The sequence below is a fragment of the Kitasatospora sp. NPDC056651 genome (assembly GCF_042792155.1).
Classification (GTDB): Bacteria; Actinomycetota; Actinomycetes; order Streptomycetales; family Streptomycetaceae; genus Kitasatospora.
This window is the reverse complement of sequence record NZ_JBHTWX010000016.1, coordinates 55,736-73,830: the sequence shown is the minus strand read 5'-3', so window position 1 is coordinate 73,830 and position 18,095 is coordinate 55,736. Positions and strand designations below refer to the sequence as shown.

The following is an 18,095-nucleotide window of genomic DNA, read 5'->3' as shown; positions in this document are numbered from 1 at the left end:
CGGGCCCGCGCGGGCGGGCGCGGGCACCGGTCACCTGCGGAGGGTCCGGAGGTCCGGGCCCCCGACGATGCTCCAGCCGCCGAACGAGCCGTCCGGCCGCTGCCGGGTCTGGCGCAGCCGGCCGTCCGGGCCGAGTGCCACCAGGTCCGTCAGGCCGTCGCGGTCGACACCGGCGGCGGGTGCCCCGACGACGAAGCCGTCCAGGTCGCTCCAGTCGCCGAACTGCCCGTCGGCGCCCTGGCGGTTGACGCTGATGCCGCCGTCCCGGTTGCGGACGGCCACCACCATCCGCTGCCGGGAGGAGCCGCCGCCCGACGCCACGGCCGGCTCGCCGCTGCCGCCGTGGTCGGGGCCGCCGCCGACCGGGACGGCCTCCGGTGTCCACGGGCCGCCGGGCTCGCTCTGGACGAGGCGCATCGTGTACGAGCGGGTGGCCGAGCCGGGCGCCGGATCGCCGGAGAGCTGCCGGTAGAACAGCACCAGGCGGCCGTCGGGGTCGCTTCCCACGCCGACGTCGCCGACCGGGGCGACGGCCGGGAAGCCGGGGTCCGGCACCAGGGGCGCGGCGGGCGCGGGCTGGGACCAGTGCAGGACGGTCGGGCGGGTGTTCGCCGACGCGGCGACGGCGAACAGCTCGATCCGGCCGTCCGGGCCGGTGGCGGCCGAGGGCGCGTCCTGGACACCCGCGCCCCCGAGGTCGGTCCACTCCCCCCACGGCCCGTCGGGCCCGGTCTGCGCCTTGCCGCTGATGCCGCCGCGTCGGTTGCGGACGAACAGGTGCAGCCGGCCCTCGCCGTCGGCGGCGGTGGCGGGCAGGCTCACCTGGAGCGCGGGGTTGTCGAGCTTGGAGGCCTCGGCAGGGGCGACGGGGTCGGGGCTGCCCAGGCCGGACCAGGTCCACCCGCCGGCCGGGTCCTGGGCGCGGGAGACGGTCTCGCCGGTGTCGGCCCGCTGTCCGAGGACCACGAGCCCCCCGTCCCGGCGGCGGGCGACCGTCACGCCGTCCGCCAGCGGCCCGCCCGGGCCGCCGTGCGCGACCGGGCCGCGCCACACCTTGTCCCGGTCCTCGGCCCATTCGAACAGCGACCCGCTCTCCACGGCGAAGGCGTGCAGCAGACCGGCCCGGTCGGCGGCCACCACCTGGCTGGACCGGGGGTGGCGCAGGTACTGCCGGGACAGCCAGGACGAGTACGCGCTCTCGGCGAAGGCGGCTCCGGTGGGCAGTCTGGCGTCCTGCCCGGCGTACCGCCCGAAGGTGGCCTGCTTGTCGGCGGTCTCCGCGGAGGAGAGGGCGGCCGGCGAGGACCAGGTGTTGTAGTCGCGATAGTGCTCGACCAGCGTCCGGCGCCCGGTCGCCGTGTAGGCGTCGACGGCCGCGTCCGCGAACCACGCGGTGGAGATGTGGTCCGGGTGGTCGTGCTCCGCGTGGGAGGACCAGAGCATCGGGTCCGGTGCCGGGTCCTGCAGCCTGATCAGGGTGGGGCCCTGGTCCGCGAGCACGGCGCGCAGCACGGCGACGAGCCGCCTGCCGTCGTAGGCCTGCGGCCAGACGGTGCCGGGGCCGTCCATGTCCAGCGTCATGGTCCGGGCGGGCGTGGCGGTGTTCCGGGTCTCCCAGAGCCGGCGCAGGGCGTTGCCGCCGAGGTAGGCCGAGTCGGCGTATTCGGGGAGGTCGAGGAAGATCAGCCGGATCGAGCGGTTCGTCTTGAGGGTGAACCGCTCGGCGACCGGGCCGTCCGGGGCGGGGCGGTAGTCCTCCCGGTCCCAGCAGGCCGGGCCGGGGTCGTCGGTGCACTCGCCGGCCCCGGTGCCGGCCGCCTGGCCGGCCATGCGGGCGTAGGCGAGCCGGGCGCCGTCCTGCCGGTGGGCGGAGTAGGCCGCCCCGGTGCCGGCCGCGCCGCCGGTCACGTAGACGGTGGTCACCTTCAGGCCTGCCCGGATGCTGTTGGACAGGTCCGGGTTCATGAACAGCAGGTCGTCGTCCTGGTGGGCGACGATCTGGACGACGGCCGCGGGCCGGGCGACCGCCCGCGCGGACAGCGGTGGCGGGGGCTTCGGCCCGGCTCTCAGTGCCGACAGCGGGTTCACCCCCGTCGCCAGGGCCACCGGACCCACCCATGTCTGCGACAGCGTCAAGGCCAACGCCGCCACGGCGGTCGTCACCCGCCCCACCCCGCACCCGCCCCTTCGTCCACCCCGCCCGCACCCGTCCCCCGAGGGCGTTTGAAGGATTATCACACCTAGTCAGCGCGGGGTTGACACCGGCGGCCGTGCACGGGACGCGGGCGGCCCCGGGCGGTGGCCCGGCGAGCGGGGTGGGCCGCTCACTTCCCTTCGGCGGCGGCGGATCCGTGGGCCTCCGGGCCGGCGGGGCCGGCCGTTCCGCTCTCCGCGGTCTCGGCGGCCCTCGCGGCGGCCTCGGCTGCTGCCGCAGCGGCCTCGGCGGCCTCGGCGGCCGCGATGGACTCGGCGCTCTCGAACGGGGACGGGACCGGGAAGTAGGCCCGCAGGAATCCGGTGACGGCTTCCTCCTGCTCCTGCGGGGACAACTGGTCCTGGGTCCCGTCGGCGAGGCAGAAGCAGTCCGCCCAGCGCTCCTCCCGCAGCTCCGCGAGCCGGGCCAGGTCCTCGGTGCTGTCGGTGACGAAGTAACCGTCGGAGAGCTGCCCCTCCACGGAACGGGCGGTCGCGTGGGCGTAGTGGACGGCCAGGGTGACCGGCGCCAGGTCGGTGGCGGCCCGGAAGGCCGAACCGACCGTGCCCTTCAGCTCGTCCGCGAACTTCTCCGCGCTCTCGGCCAGCACACTGCGCCGCAGCGGGTGCGGGGTGTGCTTGAGGGTGCGGGGGTAGGTCTTGCCGACGGAGGCGGCCAGGGTGGCTCGGGTGTTCTTCAGCGCGGCGACGTAGACCGAGTCGTCGGCCACGGCGGCGCCGGGCGGGACGACCCGGCCGTCGGGGAAGTAGCGGGGCAGGCCGTTGCCGAGGAAGAAGTCCTCCGGCACGAGGGTGCGGCCGAGGAAGACGTCGTCGTTCAGGTACAGGAAGTGCTCGGCGAGTCCGGGGACCAGGTGCAGCCGGCTCTCGATGGCGTGGGAGTTGAACACCGGCCCCACACCGGCCCCGGCGAACAGGTCGCGGTGCGGGACGACGGTCAGGCCCGGCGCCTCGGTGTCCAGCCAGTGCGGCACCTGGTCGTCGGTGACCAGGTACACGTGGCGGATCCAGGGCGCGTGGGCGGAGATCGCGCGCAGGCAGTAGCGGAGCTCGTCGCGATTGCGGAAGCGCTGGTCGGCGTCGCCCGCGATGCCGCTGTCGGCGACGCCGTCCTCCGCGGCGATCGGGGCCGCGGTGTGGGCGAGCCGGGCCCGGGCGGCGGCCCGGCGCTCCTGCCAGGCCGGATCGGCGTCGTCGACCCAGGTGATCACGGCGTCGACGGGGAACGTGACCTGGTCCGGCAGGTCGGTGGCGAAGACGTCGAGCAGCGGGTAGGCCCGCCCGTCGACGGTCTTCGTCGCGGTGGCCTCCAGCGAGGGCACCCACCAGCCGAGCGGGGTCTCGTCGATCGAGGCGATCGCGCCCGGGGACGGCGCGGCGGAGTCCCAGAACTCGATGTCGCAGCCGGTCTCGGCGCCGTACAGCAGGGCTCCGATCGCCGCGGGCCGGTAGATCCGCACGCCCTTGACCCGGTCCGCGGGCCAGGGCTCCTCCTCCGGGGAACCGTCCTCGTCCGACGCGTCGCTCCGCTCCGGTGCGGCGTCCCCGGCCGGCTCGTCGATCGGTTCGCCGGCCGGCTCGTCGTCCGGAGTGCTCTCGGGGACCTCCATCAGAGCCACCGCGGCGGGCAGCTGCTCGGCCAGGACGGTGCCGAGGGTGCGCCCGTGCTCCAGCAGGTCCGCGTACACGGCCTGCCCGGCGAACGTGGCGGACAGCGCCTCCAGCACGGCCGCCCGGTCACCGGGGGATATCGCGAGCCGGTGGCGCGGGTGCCGGTCGGGCACGATGCCGTGTGCGAGGCCCGCCGCGTCCAGCACCTCGGCCACCTCGGCCAGGTTGCCGTCCCGGCGCTGCCCCGGCAGGAGCTGGCGATGCGGCTCCGCCAGGACGTCACCGCAGCGGGTCACCCCGGTGAGGGCCTCGATCAGCTCGTCCTCGCGGGCCGAACGCGCCAGGGTCAGCCGCTCGATCGGGGTCGGCGGCACCTCCACGACCTCCGGCGCCCTCTTGCCCCGGCCGCTCCGCCCCCCGAAGGGCCGGCGACGGCGCGCCAGTGCGGCGAGCGGGCGCATCGCGGTGGCGAGACGGGCCGGGCGGACGGGCACGGGAACTCCAGGTGGGGGTGGGGGAAAACCGTGGAATGAGGGAAAGGAAGCGCGTTGTGTCCGAAAGTCCGATTCCGCCGACTTTCCCTCGCCGCAGAGCCGCACCGCCACGGCGCGAGACCCGTCGCACTGCGGGAGATCGTATGCGACCGTGAGAATATTTAGTCGAGTTCCGGTAACGATCAGGCGTCCATTTGGGCCCGGGCGCCTTGGACCAGCGGGTATCCGCCGACCCGCGGCCCGCGCCGGTTCCCGCCGCACGCCGTCCTGGCCCGCCGGGGATTTGCGTAAGTGCCAGGCGCATTGCCGGCACCTTACCGAGCATTGACCCACCGGTTCCCGGCCGTGGACTCACCGGGGACCGCGATCGCCTCTTCCGCTCGAATCAAGTGCTCGTTTTCGGGGGACGGTGGGGCCTATTCACCCTGGAATTGCGGATTGCGGTGAATCGCCATCGGGCCCGGGGACGGTACGGGACAGGGCCCCGGACGCCTGGCGTCCGGGGCCCTGCCTGGGTACGTGCGGGTCAGCTCCCGACGAAGGCCGCCAGCAGCAGCCAGACCACCGGGGCGGTCGGCAGCAGCGAGTCCAGCCGGTCCATGATGCCGCCGTGGCCGGGCAGCAGCGTGCCCATGTCCTTGATCCCGAGATCACGCTTGATCATCGACTCGCCCAGGTCGCCCAGGGTCGCGGTGACCGCCGCGCAGCCGCCCAGGATCAGGCCCTGCCACCAGCTGCCGCCGTCGATGATCAGCTCCATCAGCAGCGCGCCCGCCAGCATCGAGAGCGCGATGCCGCCGGCCAGGCCCTCACGGGTCTTGCCCGGGCTGATCGTCGGGGCCAGCTTGGTCTTCCCGAACTTGTAGCCCACCGCGTAGGCGCCGGTGTCGCTGCAGATCGTCACGATGAGGAAGAGCACGATCCGCTGGGGACCGTCGCCGGCCGCCAGCATCATCGCCACGAAGGTGGCCAGGAACGGGACGTAGAAGGCGGTGAACACGCCCGCCGTTATGTCCCGCAGGTAGTCCTCCGGCGGCTCGGCCATCCGCCAGACCATCACCGCCAGGCCGGTCAGCGCGAGCGAGGCCGCCGCCCACTGGATGCCCGCCCAGTAGCCGGTGGCCACCATCGCGACGCCACCCACCACCAGCGGGACCAGCGGCGCCTTGATCTGCTTGCGCTCGGCGAGCCGGCTGGTCAGCTCCCAGACGCCGACCGCCACCGCGGCCATCACGACGACCAGGAACAGCGCCTTCACCACGAACAGCGAAGCGACGATCACCGCGCCGAGGCCGACGCCCACGCCTATGGCGGCCTGGAGGTTACGGCCGCCGCGCTGCTTGCGCGGCTGCGGCTGCGGGGCGGGCTGGGCGGCCACGGGTGTCTCCTGCCCTGGGTGGGACGACGGCACGAAGCGGGGCTGCCCGGCCGCCAGGTGGTTCGCCGGCGGCGCGGGATGCACCGGTGCCCCCGGGTGCGGCATGGCGCCGTGACCGGGGGCGGGGGTGGCGTCGTCGGATATCGCGCGCAGCACGACGGTCTCCGTCACGCCCGGCGGCGCCGGTTGGGACTGCTCGTCCCGGAACAACGGGCCGCTCAGCCGGCCGGACTCCCTGGCCTGCCCCTCCGCGGGGTCGGCCGGTCCACCGGCGGCGGGCCGCCCGGGGGCCGCGCGCCTGCCGCGTGCGGCCGCCCGACCGGGATCGGGCGTGCCGGGCGGCGGGCCGGGGTCGGCCGGTACGGGAGGCATGACCTGAGTCTCCTCCGCGTCGCCGCCCCAGTACACCGGAGGCTGCTGCGACTGATCCGAACGGAGGCCCGGCGCCCCCGGGCCGACACCCGGCGTGCCCGGGGGCACGGCCTGGCCGCCACCGTGGCCGGGGTGTCCCTGGGCCTGCTGCTCGCCGTACCCCGGCACCGGATGGGCCGGGGTACGGGCGGCCTGCGGCTGCGGCGCCGGACGGTAGGGCTGGAACTGCTGGTCGGACGGGCCCCAGTAGCCGGGGGCGTCAGGGGCGTCGTTCATCAGACCTCGAGCAGCTCGGCTTCCTTGTGCTTCAGCAGCTCGTCGACCATGGCCACGTACTTGGCCGTGGTGTCGTCGAGCTCCTTCTCGCCGCGGCGGCCGTCGTCCTCGCCGACCTCGCCGTCCTTCACCAGCTTGTCGATGGCGTCCTTGGCCTTGCGGCGCACGGCGCGGATCGAGACCTTGGCGTCCTCGCCCTTGTGACGGGCGATCTTGATGAACTCCCGGCGACGCTCCTCGGTCAGCTCGGGCAGCACCACGCGGATGATCGAGCCGTCGTTGGACGGGTTGACACCCAGGTCGGAGTCGCGGATCGCCTGCTCGATGGCCTTCAGCGCGGTCTTGTCGAACGGCGAGACGACCGCCATCCGCGGCTCCGGCACCGAGAACGAGGCCAGCTGGTTGATCGGCGTGATGGCGCCGTAGTACTCGGCGACGATCTTGGCGAACATCGCCGGGTGCGCACGGCCGGTGCGGATGGCCGCGAGGTCGTCCTTGGCGACGCTGACGGCCTTCTCCATCTTCTCCTCGGCCTCGAGGAGGGTCTCTTCGATCACTGTGGTCTCCCTGTCCGGTTCATCTGCTGTTGTTCCGACCGGTCCCGGCGCGGTGGCCGGTCACGGCGTCGGCGCCGTCCGGTACGGCTGGTTGCTGCTCAGGCCCGGACAGAATCCTGGCTGATGAGTGTGCCGATCTTCTCACTCTTCACCGCACGTGCGATATTGCCCTCCGCCAGCAGTTCGAAGACCAGCATCGGAAGGTTGTTGTCCTTGCACAGCGTGATCGCGGTGAGGTCGGCCACCTTGAGGTCTCGCGCGATGACCTCGGAGTACTCCAGGGCGTCGAACTTGACCGCGTCCGGGTTGGTGCGCGGGTCGGAGTCGTAGACGCCGTCCACGCCGTTCTTGCCCATCAGCAGGACGTCGGCGTGGATCTCCAGGGCACGCTGGACGGCCGTGGTGTCGGTGGAGAAGTACGGCATGCCCATACCGGCGCCGAAGATCACCACGCGGCCCTTCTCCAGGTGCCGGACGGCCCGCAGCGGCAGGTACGGCTCGGCGACCTGGCCCATGGTGATGGCGGTCTGGACCCGGGTCTCGATGCCCTCCTTGACCAGGAAGTCCTGGAGCGCGAGGCAGTTCATGACGGTGCCGAGCATGCCCATGTAGTCGGAGCGGGCCCGGTCCATGCCGCGGACCTGCAGCTCGGCCCCCCGGAAGAAGTTGCCGCCGCCGATGACCACCGCGACCTCGGTACCGGCGCGGACGACCGTGGCGATCTCACGGGCGATCGCGTGCACGACATCCGGGTCGACGCCGAGCCCGCCGCCACCGGCGAAGGCTTCACCGGACAGCTTGAGCAGCACCCGGCGGCGCGAGCCGGCCTTGGGGTCCTGCGCGGTCTCCTGCGTCTCCTGCATGGACTTCTCCTTTTTGCACCTACTGGTCACAGGCGCGGGTTTGCGGAATCCCCGCCTGCGCGTACACGCGAGGAGGCCACTGCCGCGGGAACCGGTTCGGTGTCCTGCACGGCAATGGCCTCCTCGTCGTTCATGGTGCCGACGCGAGCCCGCCCGTTGACGGTGGGTGCGGGGTGAGCCCGTTCGGCGGTCCTCCCGCCCGGGTCAGCGGGCGGGGGCGGTTCCCAGCCTAGAGGGGCCGGGAACCCGGTGGAACGTGGCTCAGGCGCCGACGCGGAAGCGGGCGAAGCCCTTGAGGGTGACGCCGGCCTCGTCGAGGACCTTCTGGACGGTCTTCTTGTTGTCCTTCGCGAAGGCCTGCTCCAGGACGGAGTTCTCCTTCACGAAGCCGGTGACGCGACCCTCGACGATCTTCGGCAGGGCAGCCTCCGGCTTGCCCTCCTCGCGGGCGGTGGCCTCGGCGACGCGGCGCTCGTTCTCGAGGGCCTCGGCCGGGATCTGCTCGCGGGAGAGGTACTTCGGGGCGAAGGCGGCGATGTGCTGCGCGACGTCCTTGGCGACCTCGGCGTTCTCCTTGTCCAGCTCGACCAGGACACCGACGGCCGGCGGCAGGTCGGGGCTGGTCTTGTGCAGGTAGACCGCGACGAAGCCGTCACCGGCGAAGCGGGCGAAGCGACGGAAGACGATCTTCTCGCCCAGGGTCGCGTTGGCCTCGTCGACGAACTGCTGGACGGTCTTGCCGGCCTCGATCTCGGACGCCAGGGCGGCCTCCAGGTCGGCCGGGGCCGACTTGGCGACGTGGGCGGCGATCGCGTCGGCGACCTCGACGAACTTCTCGCCCTTGGCGACGAAGTCGGTCTCGCAGTTCAGCTCGACCAGGACGCCGGACTTCTTGTCTTCGGCGATCAGCGCGGCGACGGCGCCGTTGGAGGCGTCACGGCCCTCGCGCTTGGCAACGCCCTTCTGGCCCTTGATGCGCAGAAGCTCGACGGCCTTCTCGACGTTGCCCTCGGCCTCGTCCAGGGCCTTCTTGCAGTCCATCATGCCGGCGCCGGTGAGCTCACGGAGCTTCTTGACGTCCGCGGCGGTGAAGTTCGCCATGGTGTGAATCTCTTCTCGCGTCTCGCGTGTCTGCGTGGAGTAGCGCCGGGACCGGTGGTTCGGTCCCGGCGCGGGAGAGAGGGGCACCTGCCGGCTTCGTATCGGCGGGTGCCCCTCACCCTTGGTACGTCAGGCCTGCTCGGCCGGCGCCTCGGTGGCCTCGGCGGCGGGAGCCTCGGCAGCGGGAGCCTCGGCAGCGGGAGCCTCGGCGACGGGGGCCTCGGCGACGGGGGCCTCGGCAGCGGCCTCGGCGGCGGGGGCCTCCTCAGCCTTCTTCTCGCCCTCGAGGAGGTCCTTCTCCCAGGCAGCCAGCGGCTGGTCGGCACCCGGCTCGGCCTTGGCGTCGCCCTTGGCGACACCGGCGCGGGACTTCAGGCCCTCGGCCACGGCGTCGGCGATCACGCGGGTCAGCAGGGTGACGGAGCGGATCGCGTCGTCGTTGCCCGGGATCTTGTAGTCGACCTCGTCGGGGTCACAGTTGGTGTCGAGGATGGCGACGACCGGGATGTTCAGCTTCCGGGCCTCGCCGACCGCGATGTGCTCCTTCTTGGTGTCCACGATCCAGACAGCGCTGGGAACGCGCTGCATGTCGCGGATACCGCCGAGGGTCTTCTCCAGCTTGTCGTGCTCGCGCTGGAGGACCAGGAGCTCCTTCTTGGTGAGGCCGGAGCCGGCCACGTCCGAGAAGTCCAGCTCGCCGAGCTCCTTCAGGCGCTGAAGGCGCTTGTAGACGGTCGAGAAGTTGGTCAGCATGCCGCCGAGCCAGCGCTGGTTCACGTAGGGCATGCCCACGCGGGTGGCCTGCTCGGCGATGGCCTCCTGGGCCTGCTTCTTCGTGCCGACGAAGAGGACGCTGCCGCCGTGGGCAACGGTCTCCTTGATGAACTCGAAGGCGCGGTCGATGTAGTTCAGCGACTGCAGGAGGTCGATGATGTAGATGCCGTTGCGCTCGGTGATGATGAAGCGCTTCATCTTCGGGTTCCAGCGGCGGGTCTGGTGACCGAAGTGGACGCCGCTCTCCAGCAGCTCCCGCATCGTGACGACGGCCATGTGCCGTGCTCCTTGGTGTTACGGCCCGGCGGCGGCACTGCGTCGCAGCGATCGCCCACAGCCGGGTCAGGCTCGGTTTGTCCGTGGCGGCCAGGTGACAGCCACGCCTGACGCCCCGAACGTGCCGAGCCGCTTCCACCCGCCCGGCCAGGGGCCGGTCGGGCTCGGCGGACCGAGCGGCACTCGCACCTGGCGGGGCCGCGGAGGAACCGCGTCAGACCACCGGTGGCGGGGCGTGCGAAGTCGACCCGGCAGACCGGGTCGCGTGTGAAGTGTACGGGAAGCGCCGAGGGGCGGGCGACTCCACGCGTGGCCGGGGGCCCGGCGGCGACCCGGGAAGCTCCTGGGAAACGGCCAGGACGGGCGGGTCCGGCGGGGCTCCGTGGCGGAGTCGGGCGGCCTGCGGCGGAGTCGGGGCGGGGCCGGGAGGCCGGGCGACGGCCGGGGCGGGCCGGGGGCAGAGCCGGTCGGGTGCCTGCCCGGGTCCGTCGCCGGTATGCCGTTTGTACACCGGATGGCGGCGCCCGTACACCCGTCAAGGGGATGGCGATCCGGTGCGGGGGCGGTTTGTCCACAGGAATCCGGATGTGGGTGGTGCGGGGGCGGCCGGGCGGCGAGCCTTCGGGCATGACTGGTCGCGGGTGGTTCGGTGGGGTGGTCCGGGACGACGGGCGGCGGGCGCCCGGGGCGCCGTCCGTGGCGGTGGCGGGGGTGATGGTGGTGGTGATGGTGGTGATGGCGGTGATGGCGGCGGGGGTGATGGCGGTAGCGGTGCCGCTCGGAACGTCGACCGCCTCTGCGGCTTCGGGGGGCAACGGGGTGGCCGGGGTCCCGGGTCCGGGCGGGGTGTCGAGTGCGGATGGCGGGGTCGGGCGGGGTGGTGCGCGGGCCTGGCCGGTGGGCGGGCGCGGCGGAGTGCTGGGCCGCTTCGAGCCGCCGGCGAAACCCTGGGCCGCCGGGCACCGGGGCGTGGACCTCGCCGCCGACGCCGGGGCGCGGGTACGGGCGGCCGCACCGGGGCTGGTCGTGTTCTCCGGGCTCGTGGCGGGACGGCCGGTGGTGGCCGTCTCCCACCCGGGCTCGGGCTCTCCCCCGCTCCGGACCACCTACCTCCCCGTCACCGGCACCGTCCCGGTCGGCACCGCCGTGGCCGCCGGACAGGTCATCGGACAGCTCGCCCCGGACGGCCGGCACTGCCCCGGGCGGGACTGCCTGCACTGGGGACTGCTGCGCGGGAACCGCTACCTGGACCCGCTGGCCCTGTTCGGCGCAGGCACCGTACGGCTTCTGCCGCTGGACGGCCCGGGCGGGTAGGACACCCCGCCGCGCACCCCTGCCCGACGGCGGGCCGGGGTCGGGCTCAGGCCCGGCCCAGCCCGTGCAGCACCAGCGCGACGGCCGCGTCGGCGATCTCCTCGGGGCTCTCGGTCGCACAGCCGCCGCGGCCCCCGGCCGCGGCCTGCTCGGCCCGGCGGGTCGCCGCTTCGACGACGCCCTGCACCAGGGCCGCGGCGAGCCGGGGCTGCTCGTGGCCGAGGTCCTCCAGCGTCCGCCCGACCAGACCGGCCAGCCTGCCGTGCGCCGACCTGATCCGCTCGCGCGCGGCCTCGTCGAGCTCCAGCGCCGAGATCGCCACGACCGCGCGGTGCCGGGGGTCGGCGGCCAGCACCAGCTGACCCCGGACGTAGGCCTCGATCCGCTCGACCGCGGTGTCGCAGCTCTCCATCCCGGCCTCGATCTCGGCCGCCCAGAGCGGGAAGTCCACCTCGCAGAGCGCCTCGACCACGGCGGCACGGGAGCGGAAGTACTCGTAGACCGAGGAGCGCGCCAGCCCGGTGCGCGCCGCGAGCGCGGGGAAGGTCAGCGCCTCCATACCGCCCTCGGTGAGCAGGATGCGGGCAGCATCGAGGAGGGCTGCCCGCTGGAGCTGGCGATGCTCGGCCACCGTGGCCGCTCGGATCTTCGGCACGCTCCCACTGTACGGAGCCCTACTTGCGGCCGAAACGGCGCCGCGCATCAGCCGGCGGCACGGGTGTGCCCGCAGGCGTGTCCGCGGGCGTGTCCACAGGTGCGCCCACAGGCGTGTCCGCAGGTGTGCCAGCGGGTAGGCGCCGGCGCGTCCGTGGAAAGGGGTGGGCGTATCGGACGGGGGTGCAGGACGGCCGGTGGACTGGGCCCTTCGCTCCCGACCGCCGGCCCACGGCGGTCGGAGATCCCGACGCCCTGGGCGCCCTATCGGATGTCCGACAGCTTGGCGCGCAGCTGGAGGACGGACTTGGTGTGGATCTGACTCACCCGACTCTCCGTCACCCCCAGCACCTGTCCGATCTCGGCGAGGGTGAGTCCCTCGTAGTAGTAGAGCGTCACCACCGTCTTCTCCCGCTCGGGGAGGGTGTTCACCGCCTGGGCCAGCAGTCGGCGCAGCTCCCTGTCCTCGGCCACCTCGACCGGGTTGTCCGCGCCGTGGTCCTCCAGGGTGTCCATCAGGCTCAGCCGGTCGCCGCCCTCCCCCACCGGGTGGAGCAGTTCGTCCAGCGCCACCACGTTGGCGAGCGACAGCTGGCTGAAGATGGCGTGCAGGTCCTCGATCGCGATGCCCATCTCGGCCGCGACCTCGGGCTCGTGCGGTGTCCGGCGCAGCCGGGCCTCCAGCGTGGCGTACGTCCGCTCGACCGCCTTCGCCTTCTGCCGCACCGAACGCGGGATCCAGTCCAGGGCGCGCAGCTCGTCGATGATCGCGCCGCGGATGCGGCTGATCGCGTAGGTCTCGAACTTGATGGCGCGGTCGATGTCGAACTTCTCGATCGCGTCGATCAGCCCGAAGACCCCCGAGGAGACGAAGTCCGCCTGCTCGACGTTGGAGGGCAGACCGACCCCGACCCGGCCCGCCACGTACTTGACGAGCGGTGAGTAGTGCAGGATCAGCTGCTCCCGCAGCCGTTGGTCTCCGGTCACCTTGTAGGAGCGCCAGAGCTCTTCCAGCGCGGTGCGCCCCTGGACCGCGGCCTCCCGGGCGTCCTGCCCCTGGTCGTCGGCCGCTCCCCGCTCCCGGCGGAGCGGGGAGACCGACGGGCCGAACGTCGGGGAGGCGGCACCCGGGGCCCGGGGGGCGATGCCCGAGGCCGGCGTGTTTCCGGCCGGACAGGGCGCACCGGCCACGCCCACGCCGGGGGGCGCATCGGCGGGCGCGGAGGCGGGCGCCCCGACGCTGCCGGCCGGGTCGGCCCCCTGGGCCGTCTCGGCACCCCGAGCCGCCTCCGCCGGCTGGCCTGGCACCACCGTCGACCGACCGCCCTGGCGTGACAGGCCTCCCATCGTCCCCGCCGACTTGGCCGGGAAGTCGGGCGCGGGGCGCCGCTCGGTCCGCGGCACTCCCGAGGACCGAGTGCCACCGGTCACCCTGTGTCCGGGAATGTGTGTGGGCATGCGTGGGTCTGCGCCGTTCTGCCGAGTCATGTGCTGATAGGGAAGGCATGTGGAGCGTAGCGTGACCAACTCGCTGCGAAGCGCTACCGCCACTCGGTCGTCCCCCGATCCGGTGGCGATGGTGCCCCGGATCCGGGCAACGATCGGAAGAACCGGATCAGCAGGTCAGTCGAGCGGATCCGATGCGCGTTCCCTCGGCGCCAAGGTGTTCTCCGTTCCCGCGCGCTCACCTCCTCCGCACCACGCGCCAGTGCGCGCCGTGCCGCTCCACGAAGCCGAGCGAGCCCAACTCGTAGAGCCGTTGTAGGACTTCGTCCGGCGGGAGCCCGGACTGCCGGGCCAGCCGCTCGACCGGCGCACCCTCGGCCGTCGCCGGTACGGCCTCCAGCACCCGGGCCACCGCCGGTTCCAGCAGGTCGCGCGGGAGCACCGGGCCGCTGCGCTGCGGTGCCAGGTCGTCCCCGATCGCCCCGATCAGCTCGGTGATCTCGGCCGCGTCGGTGACCAGGGTGGCGCCACCGCTGCGGATCAGGGCGTGCACCCCGGCGGAGAGCTCCGAAGTCACCGGGCCCGCCACGCCCATGGTGTGGCGGTTGAGGTCCCGCGCCCGTCTGGCCGTGCTCAGGGCCCCGCTGCGCACCGCCGCCTCGACCACCACCGTTCCCCGGGTGAGTGCCGCGATGACCCGGTTGCGCAGCACGAAGCGGAAGCGGTTCGGGTGCTCCCCGGGCGGGAGTTCACTGATCAGCAGGCCCTGAACGCCGATCCGCCGGATCAGTTCGGCGTTGCCCTTGGGGTAGGCCACGTCGACGCCGCAGGCCAGCACGGCGGCGGTCATCCCGCCGACCGCGAGCGCCCCGCGGTGCGCGGCCGCGTCGATCCCGTAGGCCGCACCGGAGATCACCACCCAGCCGCGCTCGGCCAGTTGGGCCGCCAGCTCCCCCGCGACGTGGGCGCCGTAGGCCGTGCAGGCCCGGGAACCCACCATCGCGACCGAGCGGAGCGCGAGCAGCCGCAGCGAGCCGGTGCCCGTCACCCAGAGCCCGACCGGGCGCCCGTCGCCCAGGTCGTCCAGTTGGCTGGGCCATTCCGTGTCCCCCGGAATGATGAACCGCCCACCGCCGTCCCGTACCCGTTTCAGGTCCAGCCACGGATCCAGCCCCGGGAGCCGTGCCTGGTACCCCGCCAGCCGGGTGGAGTCCAGCCCGGGGTGGTCGGGCACCGTTCCGGCCCGGATCGCCTGGACCACGTCGACGGCGGGGAGTCGGGCGAGCCACCGGCCGACCACCGCGTCCCCCGGTTCGCTGAGCCGGCCGAGCAGCACCCGGGCGAGGCGCTCGGGATCGGGCTGGGCGTTGGCATCGGCAACGGTCTCGGTCTCGGTCTCGGTCTCGACCGCACCGGGGACTCGGGGCCGCCCCGACAGTCGGTTCATGCCTCACCCTCCCGGATCTCGCGCGGCTCGTGCCGGGCCTCGGTCTTCTTCGACCTGCCTACTCCCGGACCGCCGCGTTGCCCCGGGATGCCGCCGAGCCGGCCGAAGACCCGTTCGGTCAGCGGCAGTCCTTGCTCCACCCCGGTGCGCAGGACCAGAGCGGTGCGCAAGTCCCGCTGGTCCGGCCGGTCGCGCCCGGCGAGATCGGCGACCGTCCAGGCGACCCGGAGCACCCGGTCCAGGCCCCGGGCCGTCAGCAACCCCCGCTCCAACTGCCGCGCCACGTCGTTGAGCGCCCCGGACGCGAGCGGCCAGCGGGTGCGCAGCTCGTGTCCCGGCACCTCCGCGTTGGTCCGCCACGGGGTGTTCGCCAGCCGGGCCGCCGCCCGCTCCCGCGCGGCCAGCACCCGGGCCGCGACGGTCTCGGTGGTCTCCGCCGTGGTGTCCCGTTCCATGAGTTCGATCCTGGTCACCGGGGCCACCTGGACCTGGAGGTCGACCCGGTCCAGCAGCGGCCCGGAGAGCCGCCCCTGGTAGCGGCTGACCATGGTCGGGGTGCACTCGCAACCCTCGCCCCGCCGCGAGTACCGGCCGCACGGACAGGGGTTCGCCGCCAGGCAGAGCAGGAAGCGGGCCGGGAGCCGCAGCGATCCGGCCGAGCGGGCGATCACCACCTCGCCCGACTCCAGCGGCTGGCGCAGCGCGTCGAGCACCCGGACCGGGAACTCCGGTGCCTCGTCCAGGAAGAGCACGCCCCGGTGGGCCAGCGAGACCGCTCCCGGTCTCGGCAGGCCGCTGCCGCCGCCGACGATCGCCGGCATCGTCGTGGAATGGTGCGGGGAGCAGTAGGGCGCGGTGTCGATCAGCGGGCGCCCGGCCGGAAGCAGGCCCGCCACCGAGTGGACGGCGGTGACCTCCAGCGCCTCCTTCTGGGTCAGCGGCGGGAGCAGCGCGGGCAGCCGCTCGGCCAGCATCGTCTTGCCCGCACCCGGCGGGCCCTTCAGGTAGAGGTGGTGCCCTCCGGCGGCGGCGATCTCCAGGGCTCGCCGGGCCTCGTACTGGCCGGCCACGTCGGCCATGTCCAGCCGGACGGCCCTGTCGTCGGGCAGGCCGCGCACGCCCGCGGTGGGCAGCATCAGGCCCGCCATCAGCGGATCCGGCCGGCCGCCGATCGGGTCGGGCGGCTCCTCCGGCGCCCTCTCTCCGGTCAGATCGGCGACGAGCTGACGCAGACTGCGGACTCCGGTCACCGTCACCCCGGGGACGAGCGAGGCCTCGGATGCGGTCTGCTCGGCGACCACGACCCGCTCGTACCCGGCGTCGGCGGCGGCCAGCACCGACGGCAGGACCCCTCTGACCGGCCGCACCCGGCCGTCCAGCCCCAGCTCGCCGATGATCAGCAGGTCGGCGATGGCGGAGGGGTCGAGCCGCTCGGCGGCGGCGAGCACGGCGCAGGCCACCGCGAGGTCGAAGCCGCTGCCGCTCTTGGGCACCGAGGCCGGGCTCAGCCCGACCGTCAGCTTGCGCTGCGGCCAGGCCTCGCCGCTGTTCACGACGGCGGCGCGGACCCGGTCGCGGGCTTCGGTGAGCGCCTTGTCGGGCAGGCCGACCAGGGTGAACGCGGCCACCCCGGGCTCCAGATCGGCCTGGACCTCGACGATCACTCCGTCGACGCCCACCAGCGCGACGGAACAGGTACGGGCGAAGGCCATCTCAGACCACCCCCCGCAGGTGGTCGACCAGGGCCGCACCCCGCGTCCGGTTGACCACCGCGACCAGGTCGATCCGCACCCCGCCCGGTGGAGCGGGTGGCCATTGCGGATCGCTGGGCCCCGGGTCGTAGTCGGGGCCGGCCAGCCGGGCGAAGTGACCGGGCCAGCGCTCGGCCATCCAGCGCTCGGCCAGGCGCTGCAGCCGGGCGGCCTTGGTCTGGTCGATGGCCTCGGTGGGCTGCTGGAAACCCCGCTCGGAGCGGGTCTTCACCTCGCAGACCGCCACGGTGTCGCCGTCGAGGGCGACGATGTCCAGCTCGCCCTCGACGCAGCGCCAGTTGCGGTCGAGGATGCGGAGCCCGGCCTCCGTGAGTCGGCGGGCGGCGACCCGCTCCCCGTAGCGGCCGAGCCCGGCCCTGGTGCTGCGGTCCGGGATCGCCCGCGAGGCCTCCCCGGCTGCGGCCGTGTCCGGTACGGCCTGGTCCTGCACGATGGTGTGCTGCATGGTGACCACCTCCGCCGAGGAGGCTGCACCAATGTTCGCGACGAGGCCCGGGAATTCCCTTTCCCTGTGGATAACTCGGGCCTGTGGACAACTTTTGTCACCCGCAGGGGTGAGAAGACCCGTTCCCGCGAAATTCGGCTGGACAACGCGGGACGGAGTCGTCCAACGTCAGTTCCCGAAGCCGGACTCGTCCGAGGGCAGCTCCAGATCGCTCTTCGCGAGTTCCTCGATGTTCACGTCCTTGAAGGTCAGCACCCGGACCTTGCGGACGAACCGGGCCGGCCGGTACATGTCCCAGACCCACGCATCCGCCATCGACACCTCGAAGAACACCTCGCCCTGGACCGAGTGCACCTGCAACTCGTAGTCGTTGGTGAGGTAGAACCGTCGCTCGGTCTCGATCACGTACTTGAACAGGCCGACGACGTCCCGGTACTCCCGGTAGAGCTTGAGCTCCATCTCGGTCTCGTACTTCTCGAGATCTTCGGCACTCATCCAGGCGTCCCCTCAACTTGTCGCGTCCACCCATTGTGGACCACCACACCCACGGTCAGAGCCGTACCGGATCCACCGGCGGGCCCTCGGCCAACAGTCGCTCCAGGAAGTCCGCCAGACCGACCGGATAGACCGTCTCGGTGGTCCCCCTCAGTTCCTCGACCGTCCACCAGCGCGCCGCGAGCAGCTGGGCGTGCTCGTCCTCACCCATGCCCGAGTGGTCCAGCCCCGTCTCCGTGGTCCGGGCCAGGTGGAACCACTGTTCCTGTTCGTAGCGCTGTCCCCGAAAGGAGAACGACACCGTGCCGTACCCCACCAAGGGCCCCAGGTCCACACCCCGCAGGCCGGTCTCCTCGGCGAGCTCCCGCTCCGCGGCCTCGCGCACGCCCTCGCCCGCCTCCAAGCCGCCCCCGGGCGTGAACCACCACGTCTCTCCCGGGTCGGCCGGATCGGCTCCGCGGAAGAGGAGGATGCGGTCCAGCCCGTCCAGCAGCAGGATCCGCGCCGCCTTGCGGCGCTGTGCTGTCATGGCGGCGCTCCACGCTCCTTCCGTTCGCATCGGTGGCGCTACCGATCCTGCCACCCGGCGCGGCCGTCCGGGGCGAT

The 18,095-nt window shown here is 73.3% G+C and carries 15 protein-coding genes; 1 reads left to right on the top strand and 14 read right to left on the bottom strand.

Going from position 1 to position 18,095, the window contains the following annotated elements; all coding sequences use genetic code 11:
- Positions 1-30: 30 nt before the first annotated feature.
- The 7 genes from ACFRAR_RS09545 to rpsB all read right to left on the bottom strand — a co-directional run bounded on the left by ACFRAR_RS09545 (position 31) and on the right by rpsB (position 9,916).
- Entirely contained in the window at positions 31-2,163 is a 2,133-nt protein-coding gene (locus tag ACFRAR_RS09545; protein ID WP_380696595.1) for a PIG-L family deacetylase, read from the bottom strand.
- A gap of 161 nt (positions 2,164-2,324) precedes the next feature.
- A complete protein-coding gene (locus ACFRAR_RS09540) occupies positions 2,325-4,319 on the bottom strand; it encodes a stealth conserved region 3 domain-containing protein (RefSeq protein ID WP_380696593.1) in 1,995 nt (664 codons plus the stop codon).
- A gap of 526 nt (positions 4,320-4,845) precedes the next feature.
- Complete coding sequence (locus tag ACFRAR_RS09535; protein WP_380696638.1) at positions 4,846-6,069, bottom strand: phosphatidate cytidylyltransferase; 1,224 nt, start codon at positions 6,067-6,069, stop codon at positions 4,846-4,848.
- Between the two features lie 275 nt (positions 6,070-6,344).
- The gene (frr, locus tag ACFRAR_RS09530) at positions 6,345-6,902 is read right to left on the bottom strand and encodes a ribosome recycling factor (RefSeq protein WP_380696591.1); all 558 of its coding nucleotides are present in this window, start codon (positions 6,900-6,902) and stop codon (positions 6,345-6,347) included.
- Positions 6,903-7,000: 98 nt separating this feature from the next.
- Positions 7,001-7,765 carry a UMP kinase gene (pyrH, locus tag ACFRAR_RS09525; protein WP_030056790.1) on the bottom strand — a complete coding sequence of 255 codons (765 nt, stop codon included), beginning with the start codon at positions 7,763-7,765 and terminating at the stop codon, positions 7,001-7,003.
- 261 nt (positions 7,766-8,026) lie between these two features.
- Positions 8,027-8,866, bottom strand: coding sequence for a translation elongation factor Ts (tsf, locus tag ACFRAR_RS09520; protein WP_380696589.1), 840 nt, complete (start codon positions 8,864-8,866; stop codon positions 8,027-8,029).
- A 129-nt stretch (positions 8,867-8,995) separates the two neighbouring features.
- Positions 8,996-9,916 (bottom strand): 30S ribosomal protein S2, encoded by a 921-nt coding sequence (gene rpsB / locus ACFRAR_RS09515; protein WP_380696587.1) that lies wholly within the window; start codon positions 9,914-9,916, stop codon positions 8,996-8,998.
- Positions 9,917-10,543: 627 nt separating this feature from the next.
- Between rpsB and ACFRAR_RS09510 the strand changes: the two genes are divergently transcribed.
- Positions 10,544-11,230 carry a peptidoglycan DD-metalloendopeptidase family protein gene (locus ACFRAR_RS09510; RefSeq protein ID WP_380696585.1) on the top strand — a complete coding sequence of 229 codons (687 nt, stop codon included), beginning with the start codon at positions 10,544-10,546 and terminating at the stop codon, positions 11,228-11,230.
- A 46-nt stretch (positions 11,231-11,276) separates the two neighbouring features.
- On the opposite strand, the gene ACFRAR_RS09505 is transcribed toward ACFRAR_RS09510, so the two are convergent.
- From ACFRAR_RS09505 to ACFRAR_RS09475, 7 genes are all read right to left on the bottom strand, one after another.
- Positions 11,277-11,861, bottom strand: a complete 585-nt coding sequence (locus ACFRAR_RS09505; protein ID WP_380696636.1) for a TetR/AcrR family transcriptional regulator — start codon at positions 11,859-11,861, stop codon at positions 11,277-11,279.
- A 287-nt stretch (positions 11,862-12,148) separates the two neighbouring features.
- Positions 12,149-13,231 carry an RNA polymerase sigma factor WhiG gene (gene whiG / locus ACFRAR_RS09500; RefSeq protein ID WP_380696634.1) on the bottom strand — a complete coding sequence of 361 codons (1,083 nt, stop codon included), beginning with the start codon at positions 13,229-13,231 and terminating at the stop codon, positions 12,149-12,151.
- A 337-nt stretch (positions 13,232-13,568) separates the two neighbouring features.
- Positions 13,569-14,777, bottom strand: a complete 1,209-nt coding sequence (gene dprA, locus ACFRAR_RS09495; RefSeq protein ID WP_380696583.1) for a DNA-processing protein DprA — start codon at positions 14,775-14,777, stop codon at positions 13,569-13,571.
- Complete coding sequence (locus ACFRAR_RS09490) at positions 14,774-16,489, bottom strand: YifB family Mg chelatase-like AAA ATPase (protein WP_380696581.1); 1,716 nt, start codon at positions 16,487-16,489, stop codon at positions 14,774-14,776. Before ACFRAR_RS09490 ends, dprA begins: the two co-directional genes overlap by 4 nt.
- Before the next feature lies 1 nt (position 16,490).
- Positions 16,491-16,994, bottom strand: coding sequence for a YraN family protein (locus ACFRAR_RS09485; protein WP_380696579.1), 504 nt, complete (start codon positions 16,992-16,994; stop codon positions 16,491-16,493).
- A 168-nt stretch (positions 16,995-17,162) separates the two neighbouring features.
- On the bottom strand, positions 17,163-17,489 hold the full coding sequence (locus ACFRAR_RS09480; protein ID WP_030056781.1) for a DUF2469 domain-containing protein: 327 nt from the start codon (positions 17,487-17,489) through the stop codon (positions 17,163-17,165).
- A 55-nt stretch (positions 17,490-17,544) separates the two neighbouring features.
- The gene (locus tag ACFRAR_RS09475; protein ID WP_380696577.1) at positions 17,545-18,018 is read right to left on the bottom strand and encodes an NUDIX hydrolase; all 474 of its coding nucleotides are present in this window, start codon (positions 18,016-18,018) and stop codon (positions 17,545-17,547) included.
- Positions 18,019-18,095: the final 77 nt, after the last annotated feature.